Origin of the sequence: Plantibacter sp. MCCC 1A11337 (genome assembly GCF_013349365.1) — a bacterium.
Classification (GTDB): domain Bacteria; phylum Actinomycetota; class Actinomycetes; order Actinomycetales; family Microbacteriaceae; genus Plantibacter; species Plantibacter flavus_A.
Genome location: NZ_JABJWX010000002.1, coordinates 891112 through 917154, shown reverse-complemented (window position 1 = coordinate 917154; position 26043 = coordinate 891112). Strand labels below are relative to the sequence as shown.

23 protein-coding genes are annotated in these 26043 nt (G+C 69.1%); 5 read left to right on the top strand and 18 right to left on the bottom strand.

Going from position 1 to position 26043, the window contains the following annotated elements; genetic code table 11:
- Positions 1 to 6: 6 nt before the first annotated feature.
- The 13 genes from HOW07_RS11745 to HOW07_RS11685 all read right to left on the bottom strand — a co-directional run bounded on the left by HOW07_RS11745 (position 7) and on the right by HOW07_RS11685 (position 15513).
- On the bottom strand, positions 7 to 1470 hold the full coding sequence (locus HOW07_RS11745) for a glycosyltransferase (protein ID WP_175117126.1): 1464 nt from the start codon (positions 1468 to 1470) through the stop codon (positions 7 to 9).
- A 9-nt stretch (positions 1471 to 1479) separates the two neighbouring features.
- On the bottom strand, positions 1480 to 2685 hold the full coding sequence (locus HOW07_RS11740) for a glycosyltransferase (protein WP_175117124.1): 1206 nt from the start codon (positions 2683 to 2685) through the stop codon (positions 1480 to 1482).
- 52 nt (positions 2686 to 2737) lie between these two features.
- A complete protein-coding gene (locus tag HOW07_RS11735) occupies positions 2738 to 3307 on the bottom strand; it encodes a DUF2017 family protein (RefSeq protein WP_121291519.1) in 570 nt (189 codons plus the stop codon).
- Positions 3304 to 3588 (bottom strand): ATP-dependent Clp protease adapter ClpS, encoded by a 285-nt coding sequence (clpS, locus tag HOW07_RS11730; RefSeq protein ID WP_056009029.1) that lies wholly within the window; start codon positions 3586 to 3588, stop codon positions 3304 to 3306. Before clpS ends, HOW07_RS11735 begins: the two co-directional genes overlap by 4 nt.
- A 52-nt stretch (positions 3589 to 3640) precedes the next feature.
- Entirely contained in the window at positions 3641 to 5425 is a 1785-nt protein-coding gene (locus HOW07_RS11725) for a cell wall metabolism sensor histidine kinase WalK (protein WP_175117122.1), read from the bottom strand.
- Positions 5426 to 5530: 105 nt separating this feature from the next.
- A complete protein-coding gene (locus tag HOW07_RS11720) occupies positions 5531 to 6448 on the bottom strand; it encodes a DUF817 domain-containing protein (protein WP_175117120.1) in 918 nt (305 codons plus the stop codon).
- 193 nt (positions 6449 to 6641) lie between these two features.
- Complete coding sequence (locus HOW07_RS11715) at positions 6642 to 7841, bottom strand: methyltransferase (RefSeq protein ID WP_175117118.1); 1200 nt, start codon at positions 7839 to 7841, stop codon at positions 6642 to 6644.
- Positions 7842 to 7880: 39 nt separating this feature from the next.
- A complete protein-coding gene (locus HOW07_RS11710; RefSeq protein ID WP_064297157.1) occupies positions 7881 to 8522 on the bottom strand; it encodes a hypothetical protein in 642 nt (213 codons plus the stop codon).
- Positions 8523 to 8603: 81 nt separating this feature from the next.
- The gene (locus tag HOW07_RS11705) at positions 8604 to 9020 is read right to left on the bottom strand and encodes a heat shock protein transcriptional repressor HspR (RefSeq protein ID WP_064297156.1); all 417 of its coding nucleotides are present in this window, start codon (positions 9018 to 9020) and stop codon (positions 8604 to 8606) included.
- 30 nt (positions 9021 to 9050) lie between these two features.
- Positions 9051 to 10046, bottom strand: coding sequence for a DnaJ C-terminal domain-containing protein (locus tag HOW07_RS11700; RefSeq protein ID WP_071262201.1), 996 nt, complete (start codon positions 10044 to 10046; stop codon positions 9051 to 9053).
- Positions 10047 to 10048: 2 nt separating this feature from the next.
- Positions 10049 to 10723 carry a nucleotide exchange factor GrpE gene (locus HOW07_RS11695; protein ID WP_175117116.1) on the bottom strand — a complete coding sequence of 225 codons (675 nt, stop codon included), beginning with the start codon at positions 10721 to 10723 and terminating at the stop codon, positions 10049 to 10051.
- A gap of 2 nt (positions 10724 to 10725) precedes the next feature.
- Positions 10726 to 12588, bottom strand: coding sequence for a molecular chaperone DnaK (dnaK, locus tag HOW07_RS11690; protein WP_064297153.1), 1863 nt, complete (start codon positions 12586 to 12588; stop codon positions 10726 to 10728).
- Between the two features lie 342 nt (positions 12589 to 12930).
- On the bottom strand, positions 12931 to 15513 hold the full coding sequence (locus HOW07_RS11685) for an ATP-dependent Clp protease ATP-binding subunit (protein WP_175117114.1): 2583 nt from the start codon (positions 15511 to 15513) through the stop codon (positions 12931 to 12933).
- 160 nt (positions 15514 to 15673) lie between these two features.
- On the opposite strand from HOW07_RS11685, the gene HOW07_RS11680 reads away from it, so the two are divergent.
- The 4 genes from HOW07_RS11680 (at position 15674) to HOW07_RS11665 (ending at position 19326) form a co-directional block, all read left to right on the top strand.
- On the top strand, positions 15674 to 17140 hold the full coding sequence (locus HOW07_RS11680; protein ID WP_175117112.1) for an MFS transporter: 1467 nt from the start codon (positions 15674 to 15676) through the stop codon (positions 17138 to 17140).
- Between the two features lie 74 nt (positions 17141 to 17214).
- Positions 17215 to 17796 (top strand): ArsR family transcriptional regulator, encoded by a 582-nt coding sequence (locus HOW07_RS11675; protein WP_121291512.1) that lies wholly within the window; start codon positions 17215 to 17217, stop codon positions 17794 to 17796.
- 25 nt (positions 17797 to 17821) lie between these two features.
- Positions 17822 to 18919, top strand: coding sequence for a serine hydrolase (locus HOW07_RS11670; RefSeq protein ID WP_217485257.1), 1098 nt, complete (start codon positions 17822 to 17824; stop codon positions 18917 to 18919).
- On the top strand, positions 18916 to 19326 hold the full coding sequence (locus tag HOW07_RS11665; protein WP_064297149.1) for a hypothetical protein: 411 nt from the start codon (positions 18916 to 18918) through the stop codon (positions 19324 to 19326). The genes HOW07_RS11670 and HOW07_RS11665 overlap by 4 nt, the downstream gene beginning before the upstream one ends.
- A 10-nt stretch (positions 19327 to 19336) precedes the next feature.
- Here the strand turns inward: HOW07_RS11665 and HOW07_RS11660 are convergent, their stop codons facing one another.
- The 4 genes from HOW07_RS11660 to HOW07_RS11645 form a co-directional block, all read right to left on the bottom strand.
- Entirely contained in the window at positions 19337 to 21124 is a 1788-nt protein-coding gene (locus HOW07_RS11660; RefSeq protein ID WP_371743660.1) for a DUF5605 domain-containing protein, read from the bottom strand.
- A 3-nt stretch (positions 21125 to 21127) separates the two neighbouring features.
- Positions 21128 to 22033: a carbohydrate ABC transporter permease gene (locus tag HOW07_RS11655; RefSeq protein ID WP_371743659.1), complete on the bottom strand. Its 906-nt coding sequence runs from the start codon at positions 22031 to 22033 to the stop codon at positions 21128 to 21130.
- On the bottom strand, positions 22030 to 22986 hold the full coding sequence (locus HOW07_RS11650; RefSeq protein WP_121291509.1) for a carbohydrate ABC transporter permease: 957 nt from the start codon (positions 22984 to 22986) through the stop codon (positions 22030 to 22032). The genes HOW07_RS11655 and HOW07_RS11650 overlap by 4 nt, the downstream gene beginning before the upstream one ends.
- 75 nt (positions 22987 to 23061) lie before the next feature.
- Entirely contained in the window at positions 23062 to 24321 is a 1260-nt protein-coding gene (locus tag HOW07_RS11645; RefSeq protein ID WP_217485256.1) for an ABC transporter substrate-binding protein, read from the bottom strand.
- A gap of 259 nt (positions 24322 to 24580) precedes the next feature.
- Between HOW07_RS11645 and HOW07_RS11640 the strand changes: the two genes are divergently transcribed.
- Positions 24581 to 25582 (top strand): LacI family DNA-binding transcriptional regulator, encoded by a 1002-nt coding sequence (locus HOW07_RS11640; protein WP_121291507.1) that lies wholly within the window; start codon positions 24581 to 24583, stop codon positions 25580 to 25582.
- 14 nt (positions 25583 to 25596) lie between these two features.
- On the opposite strand, the gene HOW07_RS11635 is transcribed toward HOW07_RS11640, so the two are convergent.
- A complete protein-coding gene (locus HOW07_RS11635; protein WP_175117101.1) occupies positions 25597 to 26013 on the bottom strand; it encodes an RbsD/FucU family protein in 417 nt (138 codons plus the stop codon).
- Between the last annotated feature and the right edge of the window lie 30 nt (positions 26014 to 26043).

The following is a 26043-nucleotide window of genomic DNA, read 5'->3' as shown; positions in this document are numbered from 1 at the left end:
ATCCGATCAGCTCGGGCCGGCCGGTTCGAGGTCGGCGAGGCCCTCGACTCGCACGGCGAGCTCGTCGTCCCGTCCGAGGACGGCGCGGAGCAGACGCTGCGTGTCGCGCCGGACGGAGAGCACGGCGTCGTCGCGTCGCAGTACGAGGGTGCCGTCCGGCCCGGTGTAGCGCTGCTGCAGGTCGTCCAGCTCACCGGCCCGGAGCAACGCCACCGTGCTGGACGCCGCCGGGTCGACGAGGCGCACGAGGGCCGACTCACCCACGAGCTCGCTCGCGACCACCCGCCGCGCGCTCGCGTCGAAGATCGTCTTCTGCGCTGCCCGGGTCACGACGAACGGTCGCGCCGGACCATCGAGCAGCCGGTCGACGACGTCGCGAGCCGCGTCGGGGCGACCGACCCGTCGGGCTGCGGCCTGCATCCGCTCCAGTCGCCCCGGCTCGCCGAGGATCCCGTCGATCTTCCACCCGATCGTCGTCGCGGTGTTGCACCGAACGGCAGCGCCCTGCTCCATGAGGTAGTCGCCGTTGCGGACCTCCTGCCCGGGGATGGGGTTCACGAGCACCATCGGCAGACCGGCGGCCATGCACTCCGACGCCGACAGTCCTCCGGGCTTGCCGATGAACAGGTCGGCTCGGCGCAGGAGCTGCGGCATCTCGTCGGTGAAGCCGAGCACGGTGTAGCGGTCGTCGCCGGGCGCGATGAGGTCCTCGACGCTCCGCCGCAGCGCCTCGTTCCGCCCGCACACGATCGTCGCGGTGAACGGCGACCGGAGGTGCAGTGTCTGTCGGACGACCGCGAGCGCGTAGTCACCGCCGGACGCACCGGCCGAGATGAGCAACATGGGGGGTGCCGCCGGGTCGCGCTCGGCCGGGCGGCTCGGCTGGGCGGCGATGGGGATCCCCGAAGCCACGACCCGGTCGGGCGGGAGCCCCAGGGCCGTCAGCTGGACCCGTCCCTCCTCCCGCGCGAGGAAGAGCGCGTGGAAGGCGCTCGTCAGCCACAGCCCCTGGAAGTCGTAGTCCGTGGTGACGACCGCGGTCCTGGCGTCGACGGCGCCTCGCAGGATGAGGGAGGCCAGCAACTGGGCCGGGAGGAAGTGGGTGCAGATGATCGCCGTGGGCCTGAAGCGTTTGATCGCGCTCACCACCGGCATCGCGTTCGCCCGCGTCCAGGGGTCGAGCGGACCGCGACGACGGAACGGTGCGTCGCTGAGGTCGTAGCCCCACTCCACGAGCCAGGGCGTCTCCTCGACGAGCACGAAGTACCCCTTGCCGAGGACGTCGCGGTACAGGGAGGTACTCGCCTGCAGGACGTCCAGGACCTCGACCTCGGTGACGTCGGGACGCCCGGCGCACGCCTGTTCCACGGCGGCGGCGGCGCTGTTGTGTCCGGACCCGACCCCGGCGGAGAGGATCAGGACGCGTTCCACGCCGTCCGGCCCGGGCTGCTGCTTCGATGTCCTGCGCATGAGCCGATGCTAGCGCGCGGCCTCCGGCGCCAGGGCTGCCTCGTACAGGGCGATGAGGCGGGTGGTCTGCGTCGACTGGCGCAGGGTGCGGGCGAGGCCCGGTGCGACGACGGGCGCGGTACCCGCCTCGACGTCGGCGACGGCGCGGCGGATCGCTTCGGCGAGCGCCTCGACCCCACCGTCCGTCGGCTGCCACATCGAGTCGGCGGGGAGCTCCGCCGCGATGTTCGGGTCGCTGATGATCGACGGAGTGCCGAGTGCGGCCGCCTCGAACACGGTCATGCCCTGCGTCTCGAACCCGATCGACGTCTGCACCAGCGCATCGGCGTCGGCGATGGCGCGCAGCGAGTCGGGGTAGGAGACACGTCCGGCGAAGACGACGTGGTCGGCGAGGTCGTGTTCGGCGACGAACGCCTGGGCCTTCGCGAGCAGGAGTCCGGCCCCGTAGAGGCGGAACACCGCGTCGACGTCCGCGAGCCGGACCGCCGCGAGGAACTCCATGAGCCGCTTCTCCTGGCTGAAGCGGCCGATCCACACGAACGACGGCAGCCGGTGCGGCACGTGGAGCGTGGTCGCGCGTTCGTCGAGTATCTCGTCGAGCACCGCGTCGTCGACGCCCGTCGACAGGACCTCGGCGTGGGCGGTCACGCCCTGCTCGCGGAGGACGCGTGCGAAGTGGTGCGACGGCGCGATGACGACGGCAGCACGTTTGGCGAACTCCTGCAGGTAGGACCAGACGCCCGTGGGCAGGGTCGAGAGCCGCGGCCGGAGGACTCTGCGCTGCCACCAGGACAGGGCTCCGACGACGAGGCCCGGCGCCGGCATGGTCTGCTCGATGCCGACGTCCATGCGGTTGTGCATGGTGTGGAGCGCCGGGATCCCGTGCCGTTCGGCGTAGCGGTAGGCCGTGAGCGCCTGCCAGAAGTCGGCCTGCACGTGCACGACGTCGACCGGGGGCAGCTCGGCCAGGCGTGCGTCGAGCCAGCGGTCGGTGAGCCGGCCGGGCACGGTCATCGAGTACTCGCGGTCGAGCGTGATGGGGATCGAGGGGGTGTCGAGGTAGTGCGGGTCGTCGTCGTGCGCCTGGTGCATCCGCGGTGAGCACACCGTGACGGTGTGCCCCGCGGCCTCCAGGAAGCGCCGCTGCAGTCGGATCGAGACCTGGGCCCCGCCGGACGACTCGGGGTGCTGGTCGCTGAAGACGAGGATGTGCATGGTCACCAAGGCTACCCGTGGCACCAGGGTCCGAGGTGTCCGGCGCCGCGACTCAGGCTTCGTCGAGGACGGCGACGATCGACTCCTGCAGGTACCCGAGCCAGGCGTAGATCGCCATCATGAGCTGCGGATCCTGCTCGTCGTCCGACGTCGTCGGGGACGGGTCGAACGGCTCCGCGTCGTCCTCCTCGATGCCGAGTCGAGCCGCGATGGTGAGCCGGGTGTCGTTGAGGAACCGCAGCCAGGTCCAGGCCGTCTCACCCTCGAGGGTCACGGCTGCACCGTCCTCGTGCCCCGCCGGGACCTCGGTCGGCTGAGCCGCATCGGACGCGTCGGTGGTGAGCGCCGCCAGGACGGTCCGCGCCGCGGTCACCTTGCCGCCGACGAGGTCGTCGGCGGTGAAGCGTCGGAACTCCGCGGCGGCCTCGGGATCGTCGCGGTACCCCTCCGGCACCAGTCGCGCCATGGCGGGGTCGAGCTCCACGGCGGTAGCCAGCCCGGCGCGCGTCGCGTCCTCGAGCATGTCGACGAGCTGGCTCGCCAGTTGCTCGAGGATCGAGGTCTCCTGCTCGTCGAGGCGGAGCACGACGGGTCCGACGGGCGGACGGACGAAGGCGCTCATGCGTCGGCCTTCGCGAGCGAGGCCCAGAGCCCGTACCCGTGCATGGCCTCGACGTGGCGCTCCATCTCCTCGCGGTTGCCGGTCGCGACGACCGCGCGGCCCTCGTGGTGCACGGCGAGCATGAGTCGCTCCGCCTCCTCGTGGGTGTAACCGAAGTAGCTGCGGAACACGAGCGAGACATAGGACATGAGGTTCACCGGGTCGTTCCACACGATGGTGACCCACGGCTGCATGGTGAGGGTCGCCTCGTCGACGATCGGCTGGTCGAGGATCTGCGCCATCCTCCAAGCCTCCCACGATGTGTGCCGAAGCGCCTCCCTGCCTGGGTCCGACTCAGGAAGCGGACGGTGCGCCGGCGCGCGGCTGGCGGAGCGGCAGGGTCACGGTGAAGGTGGAGCCGCGGCCCGGGCGGCTGGACACGGTGATCCAGCCATGATGCGCCTCGGTGATGGACTTCACGATCGACAGCCCGAGGCCGACGCCTGGCCGCGCGTCGTCGCGGACCTCCCTGGCCCGGAAGAAGCGATCGAAGAGCTGCCGCTGGTCGTCCGGCGAGATGCCGATGCCGGTGTCCGCGACGTTGACGGTGCAGGTCTCGCCGTCCACCGCGACGGTCACCGCGACCCGTCCACCCCGCGGGGTGTACTTCACCGCGTTCGACAGCAGGTTGTCGAGGACCTGGCGGAGCCGGCCGCCGTCGCCCTCCAGTTCCACGTGGGGAGGGATCTCGGCCCGAACGGCGACACCGGCCTCCGACGCCTGCGGCAGGATCGCGGCCGCGCTCGCCCGGGCGATGTCGGCGACGTCGGTGAGGGCGATGCGCACCCGCATCTCGGCGTCCCCCGCCGCGAGCAGGTCGCCGATGATCGCGTACAGCTGCTCCGCGTTGCGCTGGATCGTCGAGACCTCGCGCTCCAGTCCGAGCTGCCGGAGGTCATGTCCCTCGGTGAGGAGGTCGAGGTAGCCGATGATCGACGTCAACGGGGTGCGGAGCTCGTGCGAGACGTCGATGAGGAACGCTTCGCGCAGCGCCACCGCATTGGCGAGGTCGGTGACGTCGTGCCCGACCGTGATGGTGCCCACGAACGCGCCGTCGTCGGTGTGCACCTGTCGCGCGTTGCCGATGATGGCGCGCTGGTCTCCCGGCTCGCCGATCCAATACAGTTCGCCGCGGAAGCTCTCCCCGCGCAGCGCCCGGTTGATGACCTGCTTCTCGGGCGACACCCGAGTCTTCCGGTCCGGTCCGTACACGTGGACACCGGCGCGGGTCTTCCGGTCGAACCCGGCCAATTCGGCTTGCTCGTACGTCGCCGCGTTGCGGAGCGCCGCCGTGCCGTCGGGCCGGAAGAAGGCGACGGCGGCGTCGACGGATTCCGAGACCGTCGTCGCGATGGCCGCCGCCTCCGTCGCCGCGGCGAGGGCGATTCGCGCCCGTCCCTCATGGGCGCGGAGCTGACGCGCGGCCAGATGCACGGTGACGGTCATGATGAGGACGAGGGCCGGCAGGATGCAGATCGCACCCCACCCGCCAGGCGTCGTCGGCCATGCACCGGCGCGCGCCACCGGGATGAGGGAGACGAAGATCGCTCCGAAGACCGGGACGGGCAGGGCCGAGACCCCGAACCCACCCGCGAGCCAGAGGACCGGGATCACGATGAGGAGACCCGACGTCGGCAGGTTCGGCAGGGTGTCGCGGAAGAAGCCGACGGCGAGGATGTCGATGGTCGGCACCAGCACGAGCAGGCCACGGAGCGCGCCGGACGGTGGCACGGCGAAGAGCAGGGACGTGGCCGCGGCCGTCAGGGAGAGCCCGATGAGGAAGTCGGGCTCCAGCAGGGTCCAGGTCGAGGTCAGGCCGATGTACAGCCCGAGCATCAGGATCGAGGCGATGAACGCGAACTGCGCTCCGGCGAAGAGGTGGTTCGTCCGCGGGAGGGGTGCGGCGGCCGCCGCCGGGACGGAGATGCCGACGGCTGGCGACGCGGGTCGTGGAGCGGCGGCAGGTCGAGCCGGGGCGGGCCGGGCCGGGCCGGCTTGAACGTGACCCGCCTGCATGGGGGCTGGCCGGGCGCCGCCACGATCACGGAATCGTGGATCCTGGGGCTGACGCTGGGCCATGGCTGCTCTCCGGAAGGGGACGAGCGATCACCGGGCTCGGGCCGCTCACTCCCGAACCCTACCCGGTGTGCGGACCGCGCTCCGAAACCGTTGACAGCAGGCGGCTCAGGTCGGCACGTGATCGGGCCGCCTGGGCGGGTACACCCAGGTGACCATCACCACCGAGATCATCATGAGGAGGAACCACGAAACCAGCTTGGTGAGCGGGACGAGCTGCCAGCCGTCCTCCTGATTCGGGTACAGCCAGGCGCCCGTGATCGTCCCGATGTTCTCCGCGATCCAGATGAAGCAGGCCACGAGCAGGAACGCCAGCAGCACGGGCATGCGGTGCGTCCGACGGAACACGCGGAAGTGCATCATCGTCCGTGCGAACACGAGGAGGACGGCAGCGAGCAGCACCCATCGCAGATCGACGACGTAGTGCTGGCTGAAGAAGTTGACGTAGATGCCGGCGGCGATGATCGTCGTGAGCCACACCCGTGGATAGCGGTCGAACCGCAAGTCGAAGAGCCGGTACACGCGGACCATGTACGACCCGACGGCCGCGTACATGAACCCGGTGTACAACGGCACGGAGCCGAGGTGCAGGACCCCGCCGCCGTCGTACTCCCACGACCCGATCCCGGTCTTGAACAGCTCCATACCCGTCCCGACGATGTGGAACAGGACGATCACCCAGAGTTCGCGACCGGTCTCCAGCCTCGTGGCGATCATGACCACCTGGATCACGATCGCAGCGATGACGAGCGCGTCGTTCCGGGCGAGCCAGACGTCGTCGGGGTACCAGAGGCGGGCGGCGACGATCACGGTGAGCATCGCTGCGCCGAAGATGCACGCCCACGCCTGTTTCGCCCCGAAGACGAGGAACTCGACGGCTTTCGCCCGCGCACCACCGTCGGGGGCGTCGCGCAGGAGCCGGTTGGCCCGGTCGTCGATGCAGCGCTCGACCGCGGTCAGTTCGTGCTGGTCCGCCCGGCGTGCGTCGCGACCCGCTCCGTCTGCGGGGGTGGGCGGCTCGGACATCGGGCCAGCATACGGGCACATTCGGCGCCGCACCTGGGACGTCGGGACCACCCCGACGCGGGCTGCGACGTCGCGCATCGAGCGCCTCTGGAACGCCGCCTGACGCACATGACTCCTGCAACGCCCGTCCGGACTGTCGACGATGCCGGCGCTCGAGCGGCCGGTGCTCGTCGAGCGGTCCAAGCAGCAGGAGTTACGGACGCGGCTCGCCGGCGGCCCGGGGGCGCGAGATCGTCACCGTGAACTTCTGGTTGCGCGCGAGCTGCGTCGTCGGGCCGACGAGCCGCTCGAGCGCCGCCCGGTAGCCGAGGTGCGAGTTCCACACGACGGCGAGGGTGCCACCCGGCTGCAGGACACGCGCGGCCTCGGCGAACAGGTCGTGCGCGACGCCCGTGTGCACGGTGGTCCCGCTGTGGAAGGGCGGGTTCAGGACGATGAGGTCGGCTGACGCGTCCGGCTGCATCGACAGGCCGTCGTCGCGGAGCACCGTGATGCGCTCGGCCAGTCGGCGGTCGGTGTCGTCGTTGGCGGCGATGGTCGCGGTGGTCGAGGCGACCGCTGCGGCGGACTGGTCGGTCGCGATGACCGCGAGCTCGGGTCGGGCGATGGCGAGCGACACCGCGAGGACGCCGGTGCCGCAGCCGAGGTCGATGGCCGTCCGGGCGTCGGACGCGATCTCCGGCAGCGCCTCGAGCAGGAAGCGGGTGCCGATGTCGAGCTTCGTCCCCGCGAACGCCGCGCCGGTGGCGGCGATGGTCAGGCCGATGTCGGCGTGGTGTTCGGCCCGCAGCGTGGTCGAGACCGTGGTGTCGGCCTCGTCACGCTCTCCCTCGACGGCGGGGGTCACCGGGTCGCTGGCGCGGAGCACCCGGGACTTCTGCCGGGCGAGGCTCGCGGTGACGGTCGAGAAGCTCCGACCGAGGACCTTGTTCATCGCGGGCGTCAGGTGCTTCACCCGGCCACCGGCCAGGAGACGGACGTCCGCAGCGCTCCAGCGGGCCACGGCGGCGGCGATCTCGTGCAGTGCCTCGAGGTGCTTGGGCAACTGGAGGAGGACGAGCGATGCGCCGGAGAACAGCCCCTCGCCGAGCGGCAGGTTGCGGAAGCCGCCGTCGACGCCGAGCCGTTCGGCGTTGGCCGCGAGGGCACGTTCTCCGACGGCGGCGTCCTGGTGGACCCGGACGTCCGTCGCCCCGAGGAGCGCGATGGCACCGAGGGTGAGCGCCCCGTAGGCGTCGCCGACGACGACGATCTCGCCGGGCGTCGGCACCCGCCCGGCCAGGGCCTCGGCCGCTTCGTCGAGCAGGAGCCGATCGGTCGCGTCGACGGCGAAGAGGTTGGGTGCCTCGTGATCGGGGAACCGGCGCAGCGCGTCGAAGGAGAACTCGGGCATCCCCTCAGCGTAACCGGCCACGCGATACGAGGAACGGCGTCACCGTCGGCGGACGCGTCGAGCCGGCTTCTCCGCCTTCACGGCCCGGAGGACGGCCGGGAAGACGAGGACACCGAGCCCGGCGGAGACGAGGAGGTTGACGACCGTGGCGATGGCGACGCCTTGTCCGAAGGCTCGCACGGTCTCGAGGCCACTGGCGTCCTCGGCGCGGACGGACGCGATCGCACCGAACACGATCACGAGGCTGATCACCGCGAAGATGAGCTGCAGCGGGACGGTGGCCCACATGCCCCAGTGCGTGACGGCTCCTGCGCGACGCACGCCGTGACGCCGCAGGATCCGCAGGCTGAGCGCGATGCCACCGAGGAAGGCGACGACCCCGAGCGCGACGTACCCCCACACCCAGGCACCGAACGGCGGTGTGAGGAAGAGCAGGATGAACCCGAACACGCGCGAGAAGCCGTCGACCCATTCGGCTTCGCCCGCACCGAGCAGGACGCCGACGAGGATCGGGGCGCCGATCACGACGAGCGTCAGCAGCGGAAGCACGCCGGCGACGACACCGAAGTACATGAGCGGGTAGGCGGTCAGTCCGGTCAGCCGGGCGCCGCGCCGCCTCCGGGCCGTCGCGGGTGCGGTCTGCGCCGGGTCCGGCTTCGTCACCACGGGCTGCGCGCTCATGCCCCAACCCTACGCTCACACGAAAGCGCACTCGTGGTCGTCATCCATGTGGGATGACGACCACGAGTGCGCTTTCGTCGGTCACTCGGAGAGCGACGGCCGCCAGACGACGACCTCGGTCCGGCGGCGGGTGCGGGTACCGCTCCGCATCGGGACGACGCTCCCCTCCATACCTGCGGCGAACACCCGGTTGCCGGGGGTCCGCAACAGGGCGTTGGCGAGCGCGTGCTCGAGCTCCCGCACCCGACCCTGGAGCGAGCTGACCTCGTTCTCCAGGGTCAGGATGCGGGAGATGCCCTCGAGGCTGACGCCCTCCGCACTGAGCCTGGACACCTCACGCAGCTGGGCGATGTCGCGCATCGAGTACCTGCGCGACTTCCCGGCGGTCCGCGTCGGCGACACGAGACCGAGCCGGTCGTACTGCCGGAGGGTCTGCGGGTGCATGCCGGCGAGCTCGGCAGCCATCGCGATCGCGAAGACCGGCGAATGCTCGTCCATGCTCTCTGCCCTTCCGTGTGCTGCTGGTTACTAGCCCCGAGCCCGAGCGATGAGTTCGTCGCGGGGGTTGTCCTTCGGCTCCAGCTCGTGGAACCGTTCGAGTGCTTCCTTGGCCTCGCCGCCGAGGTGCGCCGGGACGACGATCTGCACGACGGCCAGGAGGTCGCCGGTGCCCTTCGTCGTCGCGACACCGCGGCCCTTGACGCGGAGGACGCGACCGCTCGGCGTACCGGGGGCGACCCGCAGCTTGACGGGGTCGCCGCCGAGCGTCGGGACCTCGATCGTGGCGCCGAGCGCGGCCTCCACGAAGGTGACCGGTACGGTGACGCGGAGGTTCAGGCCGTCGCGTTCGAACACGGGATGCTTGCGGACACTCACGGTGACCACGATATCGCCGGGTTCGCCGCCGTCCGGACTCGGCTGCCCCTTGCCGCGCAGGCGGATCTTCTGTCCGTCCGACACGCCCGCCGGGATCTTCACCTTGATGGTGCGTCCCTCGGAGGTCTGCAGGGAGATGGTGTCGCCCTGCGTGGCCGTGATGAAGTCGATCGTCGTGTGCGCGGTGATGTCGCGGCCGGGCGTGGGTCCGCCGTAGCCCCGGAAGCCACCGGTGGTCTGGCCGAAGCCACCCTGGCCGAACATGCCGCCGAGGATGTCCTCGTACCCCTGCGGGGCCTGCTGGTAGCTGTAGCTCTGGCGACCACCGCCACCACCACCGAACATCGACCCGAAGACGTCCTCGAAGCCGCCCTGGCCGCCGCCGGCACCCGGAGCGGTGAAGCGTGCTCCACCGCCCATGGCGCGGACGGCGTCGTACTCCTTGCGCTGCTCGGGGTCGCCGAGGACCGAGTGGGCCTCGCTGATCTCCTTGAACTTCGCCTCGGCCTTCGCATCACCCGGATTGGAGTCCGGGTGGTACTGCCGGGCGAGCTTCCGGTAGACCTTCTTCAGTTCCGCCGGCGTCACGTCCTTCTTGACGCCGAGGACCTTGTAGAAGTCCTTGTCGAACCAGTCCTGACTCGCCATGGCTAGCTCGCCGGGACCGCGACGACCACCTTCGCGGCGCGCAGCAGGGTGGAGCCCAGGTGGTACCCGGTCTCCACGACGTCGAGGACGGTCTCGCCCTCGGCGCCCGGCGTGGGCTGCTGGAAGATGGCCTCGTGCACGTTGGGGTCGAAGGTCTCGCCGACCACTCCGAACGGCTTCAGCCCGAGCTTCTCGGCAGCACCGCGGAGCTTGGCCGCGATCTGCGTGAAGGGGGCGTCGCCCTCGAGGTCGCCGTGCTTCTCAGCGCGGTCGAGGTCGTCGAGCACCGGGAGCAGGACCTTGGCGACCTCGCCGGTGGTGCGCTCGCGCTCCACCTCACGGCCGGCCTCGGTGCGCTTCCGGTAGTTCGCGTACTCGGCCGTGACGCGCTGCAGGTCGCCGAGGCGTTCTGCAGCGAGCTGCTCGGCCGGGGAGAGGTCGCCGCCCTGAACGGGCTCCTCGGGAGCCGCGTTGAGGATGTCCTCGACGGTCAGCTCGTCGTCGGCGGCCGGTGCGTCGGCGTCGGCGGATTCGGCAGGTGCGCCCGAGGGGGCCGACGCGTCGGCGTCAACCCCCTCGGTGCCAGGCTGACGAACCTCGCCGGTCTCCGGGTCGATCCGTCGCTTGTCACGAATGATGGGATCGTCCTGGTTCTGGTTCTGGTTCTCGTCAGTCATGGTTACTTCTTGTCCTTGTCGTCTTCGTCCTCGACGACCTCGGCGTCGACGACGTCCTCGTCCGAGGTCGCCTCCTCAGCCGGGGCCTCGGTTCCTGCGGCGGACTCGGAGGCCTGCGCCTGGGCGTAGATCGCCTCGCCGAGCTTGACCTGGCTCTCGTTGAGCTTGTCGAACGCGGTCTTCACCGCGTCCTCGTCCTCACCGGCGAGCGCGCTCTTCAGGGCGTCGACATCAGCCTGGACGTCGGTCTTGACGTCCTCGGGCAGCTTGTCGTCGTTCTCCTTGATGAGCTTGTCGATCGAGTAGGCGAGCTGCTCGGCGCTGTTGCGGACCTCGGCCTGCTCGCGGCGGGCCTTGTCGTCCGCAGCGTGCTCCTCGGCCTCGCGGACCATGCGCTCGATGTCCTCCTTGCCGAGGGACGAACCACCGGTGATGGTCATCGACTGCTCCTTGCCGGTGCCCTTGTCCTTGGCGGACACGTGCACGATGCCGTTGGCGTCGATGTCGAAGGTGACCTCGACCTGCGGCACACCGCGCGGAGCCGGCGCGATGCCGGTCAACTCGAAGGTGCCGAGGTTCTTGTTGTCGCGGGTGAACTCGCGCTCGCCCTGGAAGACCTGGATCGCGACGGACGGCTGGTTGTCGTCGGCCGTGGTGAAGGTCTCGCTCCGCTTCGTGGGGATCGCGGTGTTGCGCTCGATGAGCTTCGTCATGATGCCACCCTTGGTCTCGATACCGAGCGACAGGGGGGTGACGTCGATGAGCAGCACGTCCTTGCGCTCACCCTTCAGCACGCCGGCCTGGAGGGCTGCGCCGACGGCGACGACCTCGTCAGGGTTGACGCCCTTGTTGGGCTCCTGACCACCGGTGAGCTTCTTGACGAGCTCCGCGACGGCGGGCATGCGGGTCGATCCACCGACGAGCACGACGTGTGCGATGTCGGAGACCTTCACGCCGGCCTCGGCGATGACGTCGTTGAACGGCTTGCGGGTGCGCTCGAGCAGGTCCTGCGTGAGCTCCTCGAACTTGGCGCGGGAGAGCGTCTCGTCGAGGTTGGCCGGGCCGTTCTCCGTGAGGGAGAGGTACGGGAGCTGGATCGAGGTCGACATCGAGGAGCTGAGCTCCTTCTTCGCCTGCTCGGCGGCTTCCTTGAGGCGCTGCTTCGCGATCTTGTCGCCCGAGACGTCGACACCGGTCGAGTCCTTGAAGCGCTTGATCAGGTAGTCGACGACGCGCTGGTCCCAGTCGTCTCCACCGAGGCGGTTGTCACCGGAGGTGGAGCGGACCTGGATGGTGGAGAAGTCGTCGTCCTTGCCCACTTCGAGCAGCGAGACGTCGAAGGTACCGCCACCGAGGTCGAAGACGAGGATGAGCTCGTCCTCCTTGCCGCGGTCGAGACCGTAGGCGAGGGCTGCGGCGGTCGGCTCGTTGATGATGCGGAGCACGTTGAGGCCTGCGACCTCACCGGCCTCCTTCGTGGCCTGACGCTCGGCGTCGTTGAAGTAGGCGGGGACGGTGATGACCGCGTCGGTCACGGTGTCGCCCAGGTACTGCTCGGCGTCGCGCTTCAGCTTCGCGAGGATGCGGGCGGAGAGCTCCTGCGGCGTGTACTTCTTGCCGTCGACGTCGAACTTCCAGTCGGTGCCCATGTGGCGCTTGACGCTCGCGATGGTGCGGTCGACGTTGGTGACGGCCTGGCGCTTCGCGGTCTCGCCGACGAGCACCTCGCCGTCCTTGGTGAATGCGACGACGGAGGGGGTGGTGCGGAAGCCCTCGGCGTTGGCGATGACGGTGGGTTCTCCACCTTCGAGGACGGCGACCACCGAGTTGGTGGTACCGAGGTCGATGCCTACTGCACGTGCCATGTGTTGGTTCTCCTTGTGTTGACTGCCGGTTCAGAACTCGTCGACTCGGGCGGCATGCGGATGGCGTCCGGCCGACTCGACGAGCTCGGCACCGAGCTGATTGATGGGGTGATGCTGGTGTGACGTCGAGACTTGAGCCTCGATGACTCAATGCTACCGAGGCCTGGTTTCAACGTCAAGAAAGTTGAGTCCGCCTGGCTCAACTCCCAGCGGATGGCCAGGGTGACCAGCACCGAGGTGCCCTTCGACGAGCTCAGGGACCGAGATGGGGAACGGTCCGGGAGTGACGACAGGCCCAGGGTCCGGAGGTCCGGTCCCTGAGCCTGTCGATCCATCTCCCGCTCAGGCGGCTTCCGCCACCACCACGGAGCGCTCGGTGACGACGATCTTCCCGCCGACCGCGTCGACGTGCACGGTCGAGCCGTCGCCGACCCCGCCGCCCACGACGAGCTCGGCGATGCGGTCGTCGACCTCACGCTGGATGAGGCGACGCAGGGGGCGCGCACCGTACTCCGGCTCGTAGCCGAGCTCCGCGAGGAGCGCGAGCGCCTCAGGCGTCGTCTCGAGTGACGCACCGCGCGCGGCCAACCGTTCGGTCGTGCGGCCGAGCATCAGCCCGACGATCTCCTGCAGCTGCTGCTGGTCGAGCTTGCGGAACAGGACGATCTCATCGATGCGGTTGAGGAACTCCGGACGCATGGCCTCGCGCAGCTTGCCCATGACCCGGGCCCGCAGCGCCTCCTCGGAGCCGAAGCCCGTCGGGTCGTCGGCGCCACCGGCCACGAAGCCCATCGCACCGGACCGCGAGGCCAGGAACTCGGAGCCGAGGTTCGAGGTCATGACGACGACCGTGTTGCGGAAGTCGATCGTCCGCCCCTGACCGTCGGTCAGGCGACCGTCGTCGAGCACCTGCAGGAGCAGGTTGAAGACGTCCGGGTGCGCCTTCTCGATCTCGTCGAACAGCACGATCGAGTAGGGGTTCCGGCGCACGCGTTCGGTGAGCTGGCCCGCCTCGTCGAACCCGACGTACCCGGGAGGGGCACCGACGAGTCGTGACACCGTGTGGCGTTCGCCGAACTCGCTCATGTCGAAGCGGATCACGGAGTGCTCGTCCGCGAAGAGGGATCCGGCGAGCGCCTTCGCGAGTTCCGTCTTGCCGACGCCGGTGGGGCCGAGGAACAGGAAGCTGCCGACAGGGCGGTTCGCGTCCCCCATGCCCGTGCGGTTGCGACGGACGGCCTTCGACACCGCGGTCACGGCGTCGTGCTGGCCGATGACGCGAGCGTGCAGTTCGTCCTCGAGGCCGGCGAGACGTTCCTGCTCACCCTCCGTGAGCCGACTGACCGGGATGCCGGTGGCACGGGACACGACGCCGGCGATCTGGGCCTCGTCGACGATCGCGTCACGGTCGGTGCGGGCACCGGGTCCGTTGGAGGCGGCGTCGAGCTTCGCCTGGACGGCGGTGATCTCGTCGCGGATGCGCGAGGCCTCCTCGTAGTGCTCGGCCGACACGGCGGCGTTCTTCGACGCCTCGAGTGTCGCGAGCTCCTCGACGAGGGCGCTCACGTCGACCGCCTTCCCGAGCCGCAACCGCAGCCGGGCTCCGGCCTGGTCGACGAGGTCGATGGCCTTGTCGGGCAGGACGCGGTCGGGCAGGTAGCGGGCCGAGAGCTCGACGGCTGCGCGGAGGGCGTCGTCGGTGAAGCGGACGTCGTGGTGCTCCTCGTACGCCGGACGGAGACCTCCGAGAATGAGGACGGCGTCCTCGATCGACGGCTCGCCGACGCGCACGGGCTGGAAGCGGCGTTCGAGCGCCGGGTCCTTCTCGATCCCGCGGTACTCACGGAGCGTGGTCGCACCGATGAGGTGCAGCTCACCGCGAGCGAGACGCGGCTTGAGCATGTTCCCGGCGTCCATGCCACCCTCGCCGGAACCTCCGGCGCCGACGACGGTGTGGACCTCGTCGATGAAGACGATCAACTCGGAGCGGTTGGCTGCGATCTCGTCAAGCAGGCCGGTGAGGCGCTCTTCGAAGTCACCGCGGTAGCGGGTTCCGGCGACCATGGCCGGCAGGTCGAGTGAGACGACGCGCTTGCCGCGCAACTGCTCCGGGACGCCGCCGTCGACGATCGCCTGGGCGAGCCCCTCGACGACCGCGGTCTTGCCGACGCCGGCCTCGCCGACGAGCACGGGGTTGTTCTTCGTGCGGCGGGAGAGGATCTCGATGGTCTGCTCGATCTCCTCGGAACGTCCGATGACGGGATCGAGCGACCCGCCGGCGGCGAGCGCCGTGAGGTCGGTGCCGAAGCGGTCGAGCATCGGGGTGTCCGAGTCGAGGTCGTCCGCATCGCGGTCGTCCTGGTCGTCGGTGGCGACGCCGGGGTCGCCGACGGTCTGGCGCATGCCCTGGGTCAGCGCCTCCGCCGTGACGCCGGCGCGGGCGAGGACCTCACCGGCGGGCGAGTCCTGGTTGATGACGAGCGCGAAGAAGAGGTGTTCGGGGTCGACGTACGTCGATCCGGCGGCGCGGGCCACCTGGTAGGCGTGGAACAGCGCGCGCTGGGCCGACGGCGTGATGGCCGGGTCCTTGACGCTCGGCGAGGACGCCTGCGGCAGGCGCTGCTCGGCGGCCTTGGCGATGGCCTTCGGGTCGACGCCGAGGCGCGCGACGGCGTCCTTCGCGGGCTCCTCGCTCACGATGACGCGCAGGATGTGCAGCGCGTCGAGCTCGTTCTGGCCGCGCTCGAGCGCGAATCGGCCGGCGCGCTGCAGGATCTCCTGCGTCCGCGCGGTGAGGAAGCGGCTGAGGTCGATGGTCCGCGCCGAACGCGCCCGCTCGCCCTCGAGGTATCGGGCGAGGAAGTCGTCGAACGACGACGATCCGCCGTCTGCTGCTGCGCCGCCCTGGGTGAAGTCTTCGGGCACGTGAACCTCCTGGATTCAAACTTGAGTGTCGTACGCTCAAGTCCAACGCGGGGTGGCCAAAGCTATTCCCGGTAACGTTCCGCGTCCCAGCGAACCCCCAGCCATCGCGCTGCGGGACGCGCGCTACCGCCCGTTCACCACGCGGCACTAGCCTCAGTGCATGAGCACGACTCCCCCAGGTGGCACCGACGACACCGGCCGGACAGGCGGGCCCGGCGACGAGGCCCCGCGTCTCGGATCCCGGCCCCGCAACTTCCCTCCACCACCGCTCGTCACCCCCGACGCCGCAGCAGCCACCGTCGACCTCGACACCTCGCAGGTCGCCGCTGTGAAAGCACAGGCGGGTCGCAAGGGTCGCATCTTCGCGTGGAGCCTGTGGGACTGGGGTTCGGCGTCGTTCAACGCGGTCGTCACCACCTTCGTGTTCACCGTCTACCTGACGAGCGACTCCTTCGGCGAGGAGGCTGCGGTGTCGGCGTCCCTCGGCTGGGCGCTCGCGGCCGCCGGACTGCTGATCGCGATCCTCGCGCCGGTCGTCGGCCAACGGTCGGACTCGGCCGGGCGACGGAAGTTCTGGCTCGGCTTCAACACCTACGTCGTCGTCGCGGTCACCGCGCTCCTCTTCTTCGTCGCGCCCGATCCGAACTTCCTCTGGCTGGGCCTCGTCCTCCTCGCCGTCGGCAACATCGTGTTCGAGTTCGCCGGCGTCAACTACAACGCGATGCTCGCCCAGGTGTCGACACCCACCTCCATCGGCAAGGTCTCCGGTCTCGGCTGGGGCATGGGGTACATCGGCGGCATCGTGCTGCTGCTCATCGTGTACTTCGGCTTCATCTCCCCCGAGGTCGGACTCTTCGGCGTCACCGGCGAGGACGGCATGGACGTCCGCGTCGCGATGCTCGTGTCCGCGGCGTGGTTCGGGATCTTCGCCCTGCCCGTATTGCTCGCCGTGCCCGAGTACCACGCACCCCAGGCCGTCGCCCGGCCGCACGTCGGGTTCTTCGCCTCCTACGGGGTGCTCGCCAAGAGCATCGCGGAACTCTGGCGCGACAGCCGACAGACGCTGTACTTCCTGCTCGCGAGCGCCGTGTTCCGCGACGGGCTCGCCGGTGTCTTCACCTTCGGTGGCGTCCTGGCCGCCGGGACCTTCGGCTTCTCACCCGGCGAGGTGATCATCTTCGCGATCGCCGCCAACGTCGTCGCCGGGATCGCGACGATCACGATCGGCCTGCTCGACGACAAGGTGGGCCCGAAACCCGTCATCGTCGCGTCGCTCATCGGCCTCGTCATCGCGGGAAGCGCCGTGTTCCTCCTCCACGAGGGCGGCGCGACGATCTTCTGGATCTTCGGCCTCATGCTGTGCCTGTTCGTCGGTCCCGCCCAGTCGGCGAGCCGCTCGTTCCTGGCGCGCATCATCCCGGAGGGCCGCGAGGGTGAGGTCTTCGGCCTCTACGCCACGACCGGCCGCGCCGTGTCCTTCCTCGCACCGACGGCCTTCGCACTGTTCGTCACGCTCGGTGGGGCGCAGTTCTGGGGGATCCTCGGGATCGTGCTCGTGCTGCTCATCGGCCTCGGACTCCTGATCCCGGTGCATGCGAAGCAGGGGCGGCTCAACTCGCGGGCCTGATGCGCGGCTCCGGTGAGCCGACCGAAGGGTCCATCAGCTTGATTTCGTAATTACGATATTTGTACACTTGGGTCATGACGACCATCGACCCCGGCGATCTCGAGGCACGTCTCGCGCGCCTCGAAGCCGCCGTGTTCGCCCGACCGGCCGACGACGACACGACCACCGAGCGACCGGATGACGTTCCGTCCGCAGCCGCGACAGGCGATGCCGATGACACCTTCTGGGCGCTCCGCGGGCTCGAACAGCGCACGGCCGAGCTCGAGCACGGGGCGGTCCTCTTCACCGGCTCGGTCGTCGCCAGCGGCGGACCCGTGCAGTGGCAGTACGCCAGAGCGACCGACGACCTCCTCGCGCTCGGCGACGACCCCGACGCCGTGGAATCAGCAGGTTCCGGTCCACTCGCAATCGCGGCATCGCGGCTCGCAGCCATCGGCTCCCCGGTCCGGCTGCAGCTGCTCCTGGCCGTCGCCAACGGCACCTCCGCACTCGCGGACCTCGGCGAACTCGACGGCATCGGGACGACCGGCCAGGTCTACCACCACGTCCGCGTCCTGACGGCCGCCGGCTGGCTGCAACCCGCCGGCCGCGGACGGGTCGCGGTCCCACCCATGCGACTCGTCCCGCTGCTCGTCGCCGTCGCCGCCATGGAATGACCACCGACCCCAGGAAGGACCCCGCATGACCGCCACACCACGCAGCACGTCCCGACCCAGACGGGTCTGGGTCATCGCCGCCATCAGCACCGCTGTCGCCCTCGCGGCCGGACTCGTATTCCGACCAGGACCCTCGATGCTTCCCGCCGAGGCCGCCGGCGACGCCGAACTCGCGGCGACCGTCCGCGAACTCGCCGGCCCCGACCGCAAGGCCGTGCTGGCCGTCGTCGTCACCCCGGACGGGACCCGCACCGCGACGATCGGCGCCCAGCCGGACACCCGGTTCGAGATCGGGTCGGTGAGCAAGGCCTTCACGGGACTGTTGCTCGCCGACGCGATCGAGCGTGGCGAGGTCACCCCGGACACCAGGCTCGGTGACCTCCTCGAACTGGGCGACGCACCCGCGGCGGACGTCACCCTCGAGCAGCTCGCCACCCACACCTCCGGTCTGCCACGCCTGCCGATGGATCTCTCGACGATCCTCTCCTCAGCGTGGTTCGCACTCACGACGGCGAACCCGTACGGAGAGGACCTCGAGAAGCTGCTCGAACAGGCGCGGTCCGCGTCCCTCGACACCCCGAAGGGCACCTACTCCAACCTCGCCTTTGAACTCCTCGGCGCCGCCCTCGGCTCGGCCGCCGGCACCAGCTACGCCGACCTGCTCGAGGAGCGGATCACCGGTCCGATGGGACTCGACTCGACCGGCCCCGTGAGCGATGCCGCAGAGCTCGGCGACCGCGACCTCCTCGGTGAGACCGCCGGCGGACGGACCGCCGCCGCATGGACCGGCACGGCGATCGGGCCCGCCGGTGGCATTCGCTCGGACACGGCGGATCTCGCCCGCTTCGCGGAACGACTGGCCGACGGCAGCGCGCCGGGTATCGAGGCGCTCGCCCCACAGACGGCGTTCGGCGATCGCGAGATCGGCTGGGCCTGGATCACCGATCGGGAGGCGATCGACGGTGAGGACCTCGTCTGGCACAACGGTGCCACGGGCGGCTTCGCCTCCTTCGTCGGCGTCGTCCCGGCGACCGGCACCACGGTGGTCCTCGTCTCGGCGACCCAGGAGTCGGTCGATGCGGCCGGTGTCGCCCTCCTCGAGCAGATCGGAGCAGCACGATGATCGAGATCCTCATCCCCGCCGTCGTCGCCCTCGTCATCGCCTGGTTCCTCGCCCTCCAGGTCGCGCATGCGTGGAGTACGGGACGCTGGGCGGCGACCGAGCGCTACCGGCTGGTCGCCGACGCGGTCGACAGCATCGTGATCCTCGCCCTCGTGCGCGCCCTCGCCGCGCCGGTCGGCGTCTGGTCCTGGGCGTGGGTCATCGCCGTCGCGATCGTCGGCTTCGGACTCGCCGGAGCCGCCCTGCGCTGGCGGTCACTCCCGTGGCACGCACCCAAACCGAAGCGCTCACTCGACGAGCACGGGGCGACGGTCGAGACCGCGGTCGCGCCGAAGGACCGCCGGCGGCAGGTCCAGGCCGGTGTCTACGGTGTGGTCGGCGTCGCGATCGTCGCGCTCTGCTGGTGACCGTTTCCCGTCAGCCGACCGTGCGGGCCGCCCGCATCCGCACCGCGATGTACTGCTTGGCGGGAAGCTCGATGCGGAACCGGCCGGAGTAGGTGCCTGGGAGGCGTTGGATCGTCATCTCCCAGGTATCGATGATGTCGATCTCCCAGGTGACCGCAGGGTCGAGCAGGAATCGGCGATAGCCCGGCTGATCGAATCCGAAGTAGTACAGGAGGTACTCCCCCTCGACGCCGGCGCGTGGGACATCCCAGTCGAGCGGGATCGGTTCGAGCCCTCTGGCCGGGCCAGCGGCTAGGATCTCGTCGAGGAACCGGATGCGCGAAGGGCTCGTCCCGCGCAGCACCCCGCCTTTCGACCACCACAACACGTCGTCGGGGTGCCGGTAGGTCTCGCCGTGCCCGACGTACCCCCCTCGCATCGCACCCTCCCAGAACCGCCGCACCATCTCCTCGCCGGTGATGTTTCCCCAACCCTGATCGATATCGCCCTCATACGCGCACTCGTCGATCACGACCGGCTTGCCCCAGCGCTCGCGCCATTCCGAGGTCATCTCCGCGGTCTTGTAGATGTCCTGCCGCTGGATGCTCGCGTGCGTGATCCACGGACGGGAGTGGTCGTAGAAGGCGCGGCAGTTGTGGATGGACAGGAGGTGGCTGCTCGGGTCGTTCTCCCGGACGATCCCGGCGAGCCGTTCCCAGTCGGTCTCCGTCTTCGAGAACAGCAGGTCGTATTCGTTCGCGAGCGACCACCAGACGTTTGCGAACGAGGCGAGACGCGCCACGGCATACCGGACGTAGCGATCGTCGGCGACCGGATCCATGGTCGCGAAGCCCCACCGGTCGTAACCGTGGAACAGGATGAGGTCGGCTTGGACGCCGAGTTCCGCGAGCTGGTCGATCCGCCGTTCGAGGTGCGCCCAGTACGCGGGGTCGGGCCGCTGCAGGTCGAAGCCGTGCACGGGATCGCCGACGAACGGGTAGCGCTCCGGTTCGTTCTCGTTGAACAGATACGACTTGGGGAAGACGCACATGCGCATCTTCGTGAACGGGCCATCGGCGAGCGAAGCGAGCGTCTGCTCCTCGAGCAGATCGCCCTGGTGCGTCCAGACGTAAGCGGTGGTCCCGAGCGGGCGGTGCCTCGTGCCGTCGGCGTGGGCGAAGTGGAAGGTGTCGGCGACCCGCACCGGCCCGTGCGCATGCGGGCGCGCGGGGGCGACCGTGAACCCCCCGGCGATACCGTCGAGCGACCGGGCGTTGCTCGAGGTGCGATAGGAGTACTCGCCGACGCGCTCGGGGAGGTACCGGAGGCGGTAGACGCCGGAGCCGTCGTAGAAGCCTGGGACCGTGACGCTGCCATCCGGGCCGTCGACCCGGGCCTCGAGACGGACGTCGATGAACGGGTTGCCCTGCGAAGGGCCGTGCAGTTCGACTTCGAAGCGACCGAATCGTGTCACCGTTGCCGACTGCCGGACCGTCGCGGAGCCGGGTGGGACGTCCACGTCCTCATATGCCTTCGATGGTTCCACGAATCGTTCGGGGGCCGGCCGCTCCGGCTCCGCGGAGCGGTCGATCTCGGCGATCTCGGCGAGGAGCGCCGCACCCGCGGCCGGATCACCGGCGAGCGCCGGCTCGGTGTCGACCACCAGGCCGATCGGATACCCGTGCAGCGTGTGCAGGATCGACGAGGAGACCAGGTCTGGCAGCACTCGACCGACGGCGGCACGACCGCGCGGATCCGCAAGGACGTGCATGAGTGGTGTTGCGGCGGTGAACGCCTCCGGCTCGGTGGTGATCGACACGGATCAGCCTTTCACAGCGCCGGCGAAGGCGCCCTCGACAAAATAGCGCTGGAACATCAGGTAGACGATCAGCACCGGGAACACGGACATGATGGTGAAGGCGTTGAGGGGCCCGTACGAACTCGTGAACTGCGACTGGAACCCCTGCAGCGCGAGCGGGATCGTCCAGGACTCCTGACTCTGCAGCAGGGCGAGCGCGATGGAGTACTCGTTCCAGGTGGAGACGAAATCGAGGATGAACAGCGCAGCGAGTGCCGGTTTCGACAGCGGCAGGATGATCTGGAAGAACAGTCGCCAGTTTCCGGCACCGTCCATCCTGGCGCTCTCATCGATCTCCTCGGGGATCTGCCGGAAGAACCCGTAGAGGATGAACGTCTGATAGGGCAGGCCGAACGCAATGTACGGCAGGATGATGCCGAGATGGGTGCTCAACAGGTTCAACCCCATGATGACCTGGAAGAGCGGCGCGATCGCGACCTGGATCGGCACCATCGCGCCGAGGGCGATGATTCCCATGAGCAGGCGCTGCCGCTTGAACCGCAGTCGGGAGAGCGCGAACGCCGCAGCGGCGGAGATGAACAGGCCGATGGGCACCTTGAACATGGCGATGATCAGGCTGTTTGCACCCGCGCCGAGGAGGTTCCCACGATCGATCGCCTCGACGTAGTTGCCCCATTTAGGCGACCACGGCGGGACGAAGGCGGGCGTGCCGAAGATGTCCGCCTCGCTCTTGAGCGAGGTGAAAATCATGAACACGAGCGGCACCGACCAGATGAGGACGGCGAGGAGGAGTGCGATCCAGAGGCCGATTCGCACGTAGTCCTTGGATCCTCCGCGGCTGCGGCGAAGGCCCGGGCGCCCGGGCTCCAGAGCGACGGCTGCCGCCGGCGGAACGGTCGAGAGGCTCACGAGTTCTTCTCCTGTCTGGCGGTCCAGACCATGTAGGGCACGACGATGAGCAGGGTGATGACGAGCAGGACGGTCGCGATCGCGTTGCCCATGCCGTATTCGTGGTTGGTGAACGATTGCTGGAACGACCAGAGCGCGAGCACCTGGGTGCCCTGGGCGGGTCCGCCGCCCGTCATGCCGACGATGAGGTCGAACACCTTGATCGAATTGATGATGGTGAGCACCAGCACGACCACCGTGGTCGGCCGTAGTGCCGGGAACGTCACGTTCCAGAACACCTGCCAGGCGTTGGCACCGTCCAGTCGCGCGGCCTCGACGTGCTCCGGAGACACGGACTGCAAGCCGGCCAGGAAGAGCACCATGTTCGTGCCGGCGATCTGCCAAACGAATGCCGCGAAGATGGAGTACAGCGCGAGGTTCTTGTCGCCCAACCATTGGATCTCGGCAAGCCAGGGCAGATTGAACAGCTCGGCGAGTGTCACGCCGACCCCGTAGTTCGGGTTGTACATCCATCGCCACATGTTGGCGATCGCGATCGGCGCCAGGACGCCCGGGATGTAGAACATCGAGCGGAACACGTTCCGCCCGAACAGCGGTCGGTTGAGCGCGAGTGCGAGGCCGAGGCCGAGGCCGAGCGGTATGAACAGCGACAGCACGACCCAGACGAGTGTGTTCGAGAACGCCGTCCAGAACACGGGATCCTGCGTGAAGATGCGGACGTAGTTCTTGACGCCGACGAATTCCTGGGGCGCCCCTTGGAACCCGGACCACTCGAAGAAGCTCAGGCGGATGGACTCGACGGTGGGGCCGACGACGAAGACGAGGTAGGCGGCGAGCGCCGGCGCGAGGAATGGGAGGGCGGCGATGAAGCCGGTACGGGCGAGCCGACGGGTGCGCCGGCCGGCAACCGCTGGGCGAGATGCACGCCGCGGGGGCGCTGTGGTGGAGGTCATGGGGTTCCTTCGACGGCGGGGTCAGGGATCGGATGATCGGGGTCGATGCGAGCACACCGACCCCGATCGGCCCGCCTACTCCTGGTCGATGAACTTCTGGAACTCGGACCCAGCGTCGGCGGGGTCGAGTTCCCCGGTCGCGACGAGGTTCTGGATCCGCCAGTACTCGGTGGTCTCGGCGAGCGAAAGGTTCTGGTCGTTGTTCATGTAGACGCCCTTCGCCGCTTCGACGATGGGGTTCCACTGCGCGTCGAAATCGCTCTGCCCCTCGGGCAGGACATCGACGTTGACCGATCGGCTGCCGAAGGTCGCGATGAACTTCTGCTGGGCCTCGTCGGAGGTGAGGTAGTCGAGGAACTTCGCAGCCGCGTCAGGGTGCTTCGAGTTCGCAGAGATGTAGTTGTTCTCGTTGAAGCCGTAGATGCGGTCGGTCCCGGTGGGGAAGGCGAAGATGCCGACGGTACTCTCGTCCATCCCGTTGTCGCGGACGACCTGGTTGAACCAGTCGCCCTCGATGGCCATGGCCGCCTTGCCCGAGTAGAACAGCGAGCTCGACTCGTCGTTGTTGATCGAGATGAACCCGGGGTTCAGGTATTCGGAGGTCCAGGTCGCGAACTCCGTGTAGGTGTCCGTGACACAGGACTCATCGGCCCAGCTGGCCTCCTTGGTCACGAGGTCCTGATAGGTGTCCGCACCGCACTCGGTCTCGAGCAGGCTGTCGAGGAGCCGCATGACGTGCCAGTTGACCGTGCCACCGAACTCGATCGGGGTGATGCCGGCGGCCTTCAGAGCCTTGGCGTCGGCGACGAGCTCATCGTATGAGGTGGGCGCAGCAGTGATGCCGGCCTGCGCGAACAGGTCCTTGTTGTAGAAGACGGCCTCGGTGCGCTGGGTGTAAGGCACCCCGTCGTAGCCGCCGTACTGGGTGACGGTCGACATAGTGGTCTCGGAGAACCGCTTGGACCAGTCGTACTGCTCGTAGTACTTCTCGAGGTCGAGGCTCGCTCCCGCGTCGATGAACTCGCCGCCGAGGCCGGGTCCCGCCCAGGAGAAGAAGACGTCCGGCGCGCCGCTCGTCCCGAGCGTCGTCCGCAGCGCGTCCTTGTGGGCGTCGACAGCGCGCTCCTCGACCTTCACGCTGATGTCGGGGTTCGCCTGCTCGAAGTCAGCGACGATCTCGTCGATCGTGGCGTTCGCCGAGTCGGCCGTCTCGGTCAGCTTGAACCAGGTGACCGTCGTCTTGCCGTCGGCGTCTCCTGACGAGGCGCACCCGCCGAGCGTGGCGACGAGGAGGCCGGCCGTCGAGAGAGCGACGACCTTGGGCAGTGCACGCATCATTGCGTCCTTTCGGTGGTCGGCGCGCGAGGATCGACGCCGATGTCCTGTGCTCCGGAGGCGGGGGCGACCGGAAATCCCGAGTCCGCGACCTGAGATGACGATACGTTATCGATAACACATTCGAGGGTCAAGCGGTCAACCGGTTCGCCAAAGTAACGATTCGGCATCGGCCCTCCGTCACCCGGATAGGCTCGGGGGTAACACATGGAGGTACGCAGTGACGGATCGAGGGGCGGGTCCGAGAGCGCGCCCGAGCATGGCCGACGTCGGGAAGTCGGCCCAGGTCTCCGCGCAGACGGTCTCGCGCTACTTCACCGGCGGGTACGTCGGCGTCGAGACGAGGCAGCGCATCCAGCGCGCCATCGACGACCTCGGCTACCGCCACAACCGCATCGCCCGCAACCTCCGCGCGAGTCGCACTGACACCGTCGGCGTCCTCTCGATGGGCCCCGTGAACTACGGCAACTCGTCCATCCTCACCGGGTTCAGCTCCGCGGCGAGAAACGCCGGCATCTCGCTCATCACGACCCACCTCGACATCGATACGAGTCAACCGAGTTCGATCGACGAGATCCGTCACGCGCTCGACGCCTTCCTTTCGTTCCAGGTGGACGGCGTCATCGTCGGCACCCCGTACCTCGGTACCGAAAAACTGCTCGACTACATCGGCGAAGCGGTACCGGTCGTCACCCTGTCCGACCTGCCGAACCGCACCGCCGACTCGGCCAGTGCCGACTCCTACGGCGCGGGATTCGGCGCGACCGAACATCTCATCGGCCTCGGCCACCGGGCGATCCTGCACGTGGCGGGACCGGCTAACCGGAACGAGTCAGCCGGTCGTCTCCGGGGGTACCAGGACGCCCTCGCGGCCGCCGGTCTGGCTGCGCTCCCCCCGCTCGTCAGCGAAGAGTGGACCGCCGCCGCCGGAGCCGCGCAGGGTCGACTCGCCGATCCGACGACCTTCACGGCGGTGTTCGCCGCGGACGACCTCCTCGCGCTCGGGTTCCTGCGCGCCATGGAGGAGCGGGGCTTGAGCGCCCCCCGCGATTTCTCGATCATCGGGGTCGACGACATGCCCGAGGTCGCCTTCTACTCGCCACCGCTCACCACGATGCGTCTCGACTTCGTGGAGCTCGGCAGGACCGCCCTGGAGATGATCGTCGCCCGCGTGCACAGCGGCGAACGGCAGCAGCGGCGCGTCATCACCGCCGAGCTGCAGGTGCGTGCGTCGACCGGGCCGGTCACATCGGACAGCTGATCACCCCAGCGGCGTCACGCTCCCGGGAGGACGAGGCCTTTGCGGAGGGTGACATTGCCGTACTTGCGAGTCTCGCCCGTGCGGATGATCAGGAAGGCTGTGGCGGCCTCGTCGTAGTAGGCGAACCGGTCGACGAAACGCACGGCGTCCTCGGTCGTGCCGGCGGCGGCGATGAGTTCCCGCTGGACGTCGAGCACCGTGCCGTCGGCACTCGTCATGAGGTCGAGCACGGGTTCGTCGTCGAGCGGGATCACCGTGCGCACCGCCCGGAGGACCTCTGGCGTCGACAGCGTCGGGAGCACGACGACGCGTTCGCCGAGTCGAGCGGCCGGGAAGTGCGCATCGGCGATCACCACCGTGTCCGAATGCCCCATCGCGTCCAGGTGCAGCAGCAGTTCGCCGCTCAGCACCGGGTCGATCCCTGTCAGCATGGTGACCTCCTCGTCATGATTCCGTGTCCA

Coding starts and splice junctions, on each gene's coding strand:
- HOW07_RS11745 (WP_175117126.1), bottom strand. CDS start 1,470: ATGCGCAGGACATCGAAGCAGCAGCCCGGGCCGGACGGCGTGGAACGC.
- HOW07_RS11740 (WP_175117124.1), bottom strand. CDS start 2,685: ATGCACATCCTCGTCTTCAGCGACCAGCACCCCGAGTCGTCCGGCGGG.
- HOW07_RS11735 (WP_121291519.1), bottom strand. CDS start 3,307: ATGAGCGCCTTCGTCCGTCCGCCCGTCGGACCCGTCGTGCTCCGCCTC.
- clpS (WP_056009029.1), bottom strand. CDS start 3,588: ATGGCGCAGATCCTCGACCAGCCGATCGTCGACGAGGCGACCCTCACC.
- HOW07_RS11725 (WP_175117122.1), bottom strand. CDS start 5,425: ATGGCCCAGCGTCAGCCCCAGGATCCACGATTCCGTGATCGTGGCGGC.
- HOW07_RS11720 (WP_175117120.1), bottom strand. CDS start 6,448: ATGTCCGAGCCGCCCACCCCCGCAGACGGAGCGGGTCGCGACGCACGC.
- HOW07_RS11715 (WP_175117118.1), bottom strand. CDS start 7,841: ATGCCCGAGTTCTCCTTCGACGCGCTGCGCCGGTTCCCCGATCACGAG.
- HOW07_RS11710 (WP_064297157.1), bottom strand. CDS start 8,522: ATGAGCGCGCAGCCCGTGGTGACGAAGCCGGACCCGGCGCAGACCGCA.
- HOW07_RS11705 (WP_064297156.1), bottom strand. CDS start 9,020: ATGGACGAGCATTCGCCGGTCTTCGCGATCGCGATGGCTGCCGAGCTC.
- HOW07_RS11700 (WP_071262201.1), bottom strand. CDS start 10,046: ATGGCGAGTCAGGACTGGTTCGACAAGGACTTCTACAAGGTCCTCGGC.
- HOW07_RS11695 (WP_175117116.1), bottom strand. CDS start 10,723: ATGACTGACGAGAACCAGAACCAGAACCAGGACGATCCCATCATTCGT.
- dnaK (WP_064297153.1), bottom strand. CDS start 12,588: ATGGCACGTGCAGTAGGCATCGACCTCGGTACCACCAACTCGGTGGTC.
- HOW07_RS11680 (WP_175117112.1), top strand. CDS start 15,674: ATGAGCACGACTCCCCCAGGTGGCACCGACGACACCGGCCGGACAGGC.
- HOW07_RS11675 (WP_121291512.1), top strand. CDS start 17,215: ATGACGACCATCGACCCCGGCGATCTCGAGGCACGTCTCGCGCGCCTC.
- HOW07_RS11670 (WP_217485257.1), top strand. CDS start 17,822: ATGACCGCCACACCACGCAGCACGTCCCGACCCAGACGGGTCTGGGTC.
- HOW07_RS11665 (WP_064297149.1), top strand. CDS start 18,916: ATGATCGAGATCCTCATCCCCGCCGTCGTCGCCCTCGTCATCGCCTGG.
- HOW07_RS11650 (WP_121291509.1), bottom strand. CDS start 22,986: ATGACCTCCACCACAGCGCCCCCGCGGCGTGCATCTCGCCCAGCGGTT.
- HOW07_RS11645 (WP_217485256.1), bottom strand. CDS start 24,321: ATGCGTGCACTGCCCAAGGTCGTCGCTCTCTCGACGGCCGGCCTCCTC.
- HOW07_RS11640 (WP_121291507.1), top strand. CDS start 24,581: ATGGCCGACGTCGGGAAGTCGGCCCAGGTCTCCGCGCAGACGGTCTCG.
- HOW07_RS11635 (WP_175117101.1), bottom strand. CDS start 26,013: ATGCTGACAGGGATCGACCCGGTGCTGAGCGGCGAACTGCTGCTGCAC.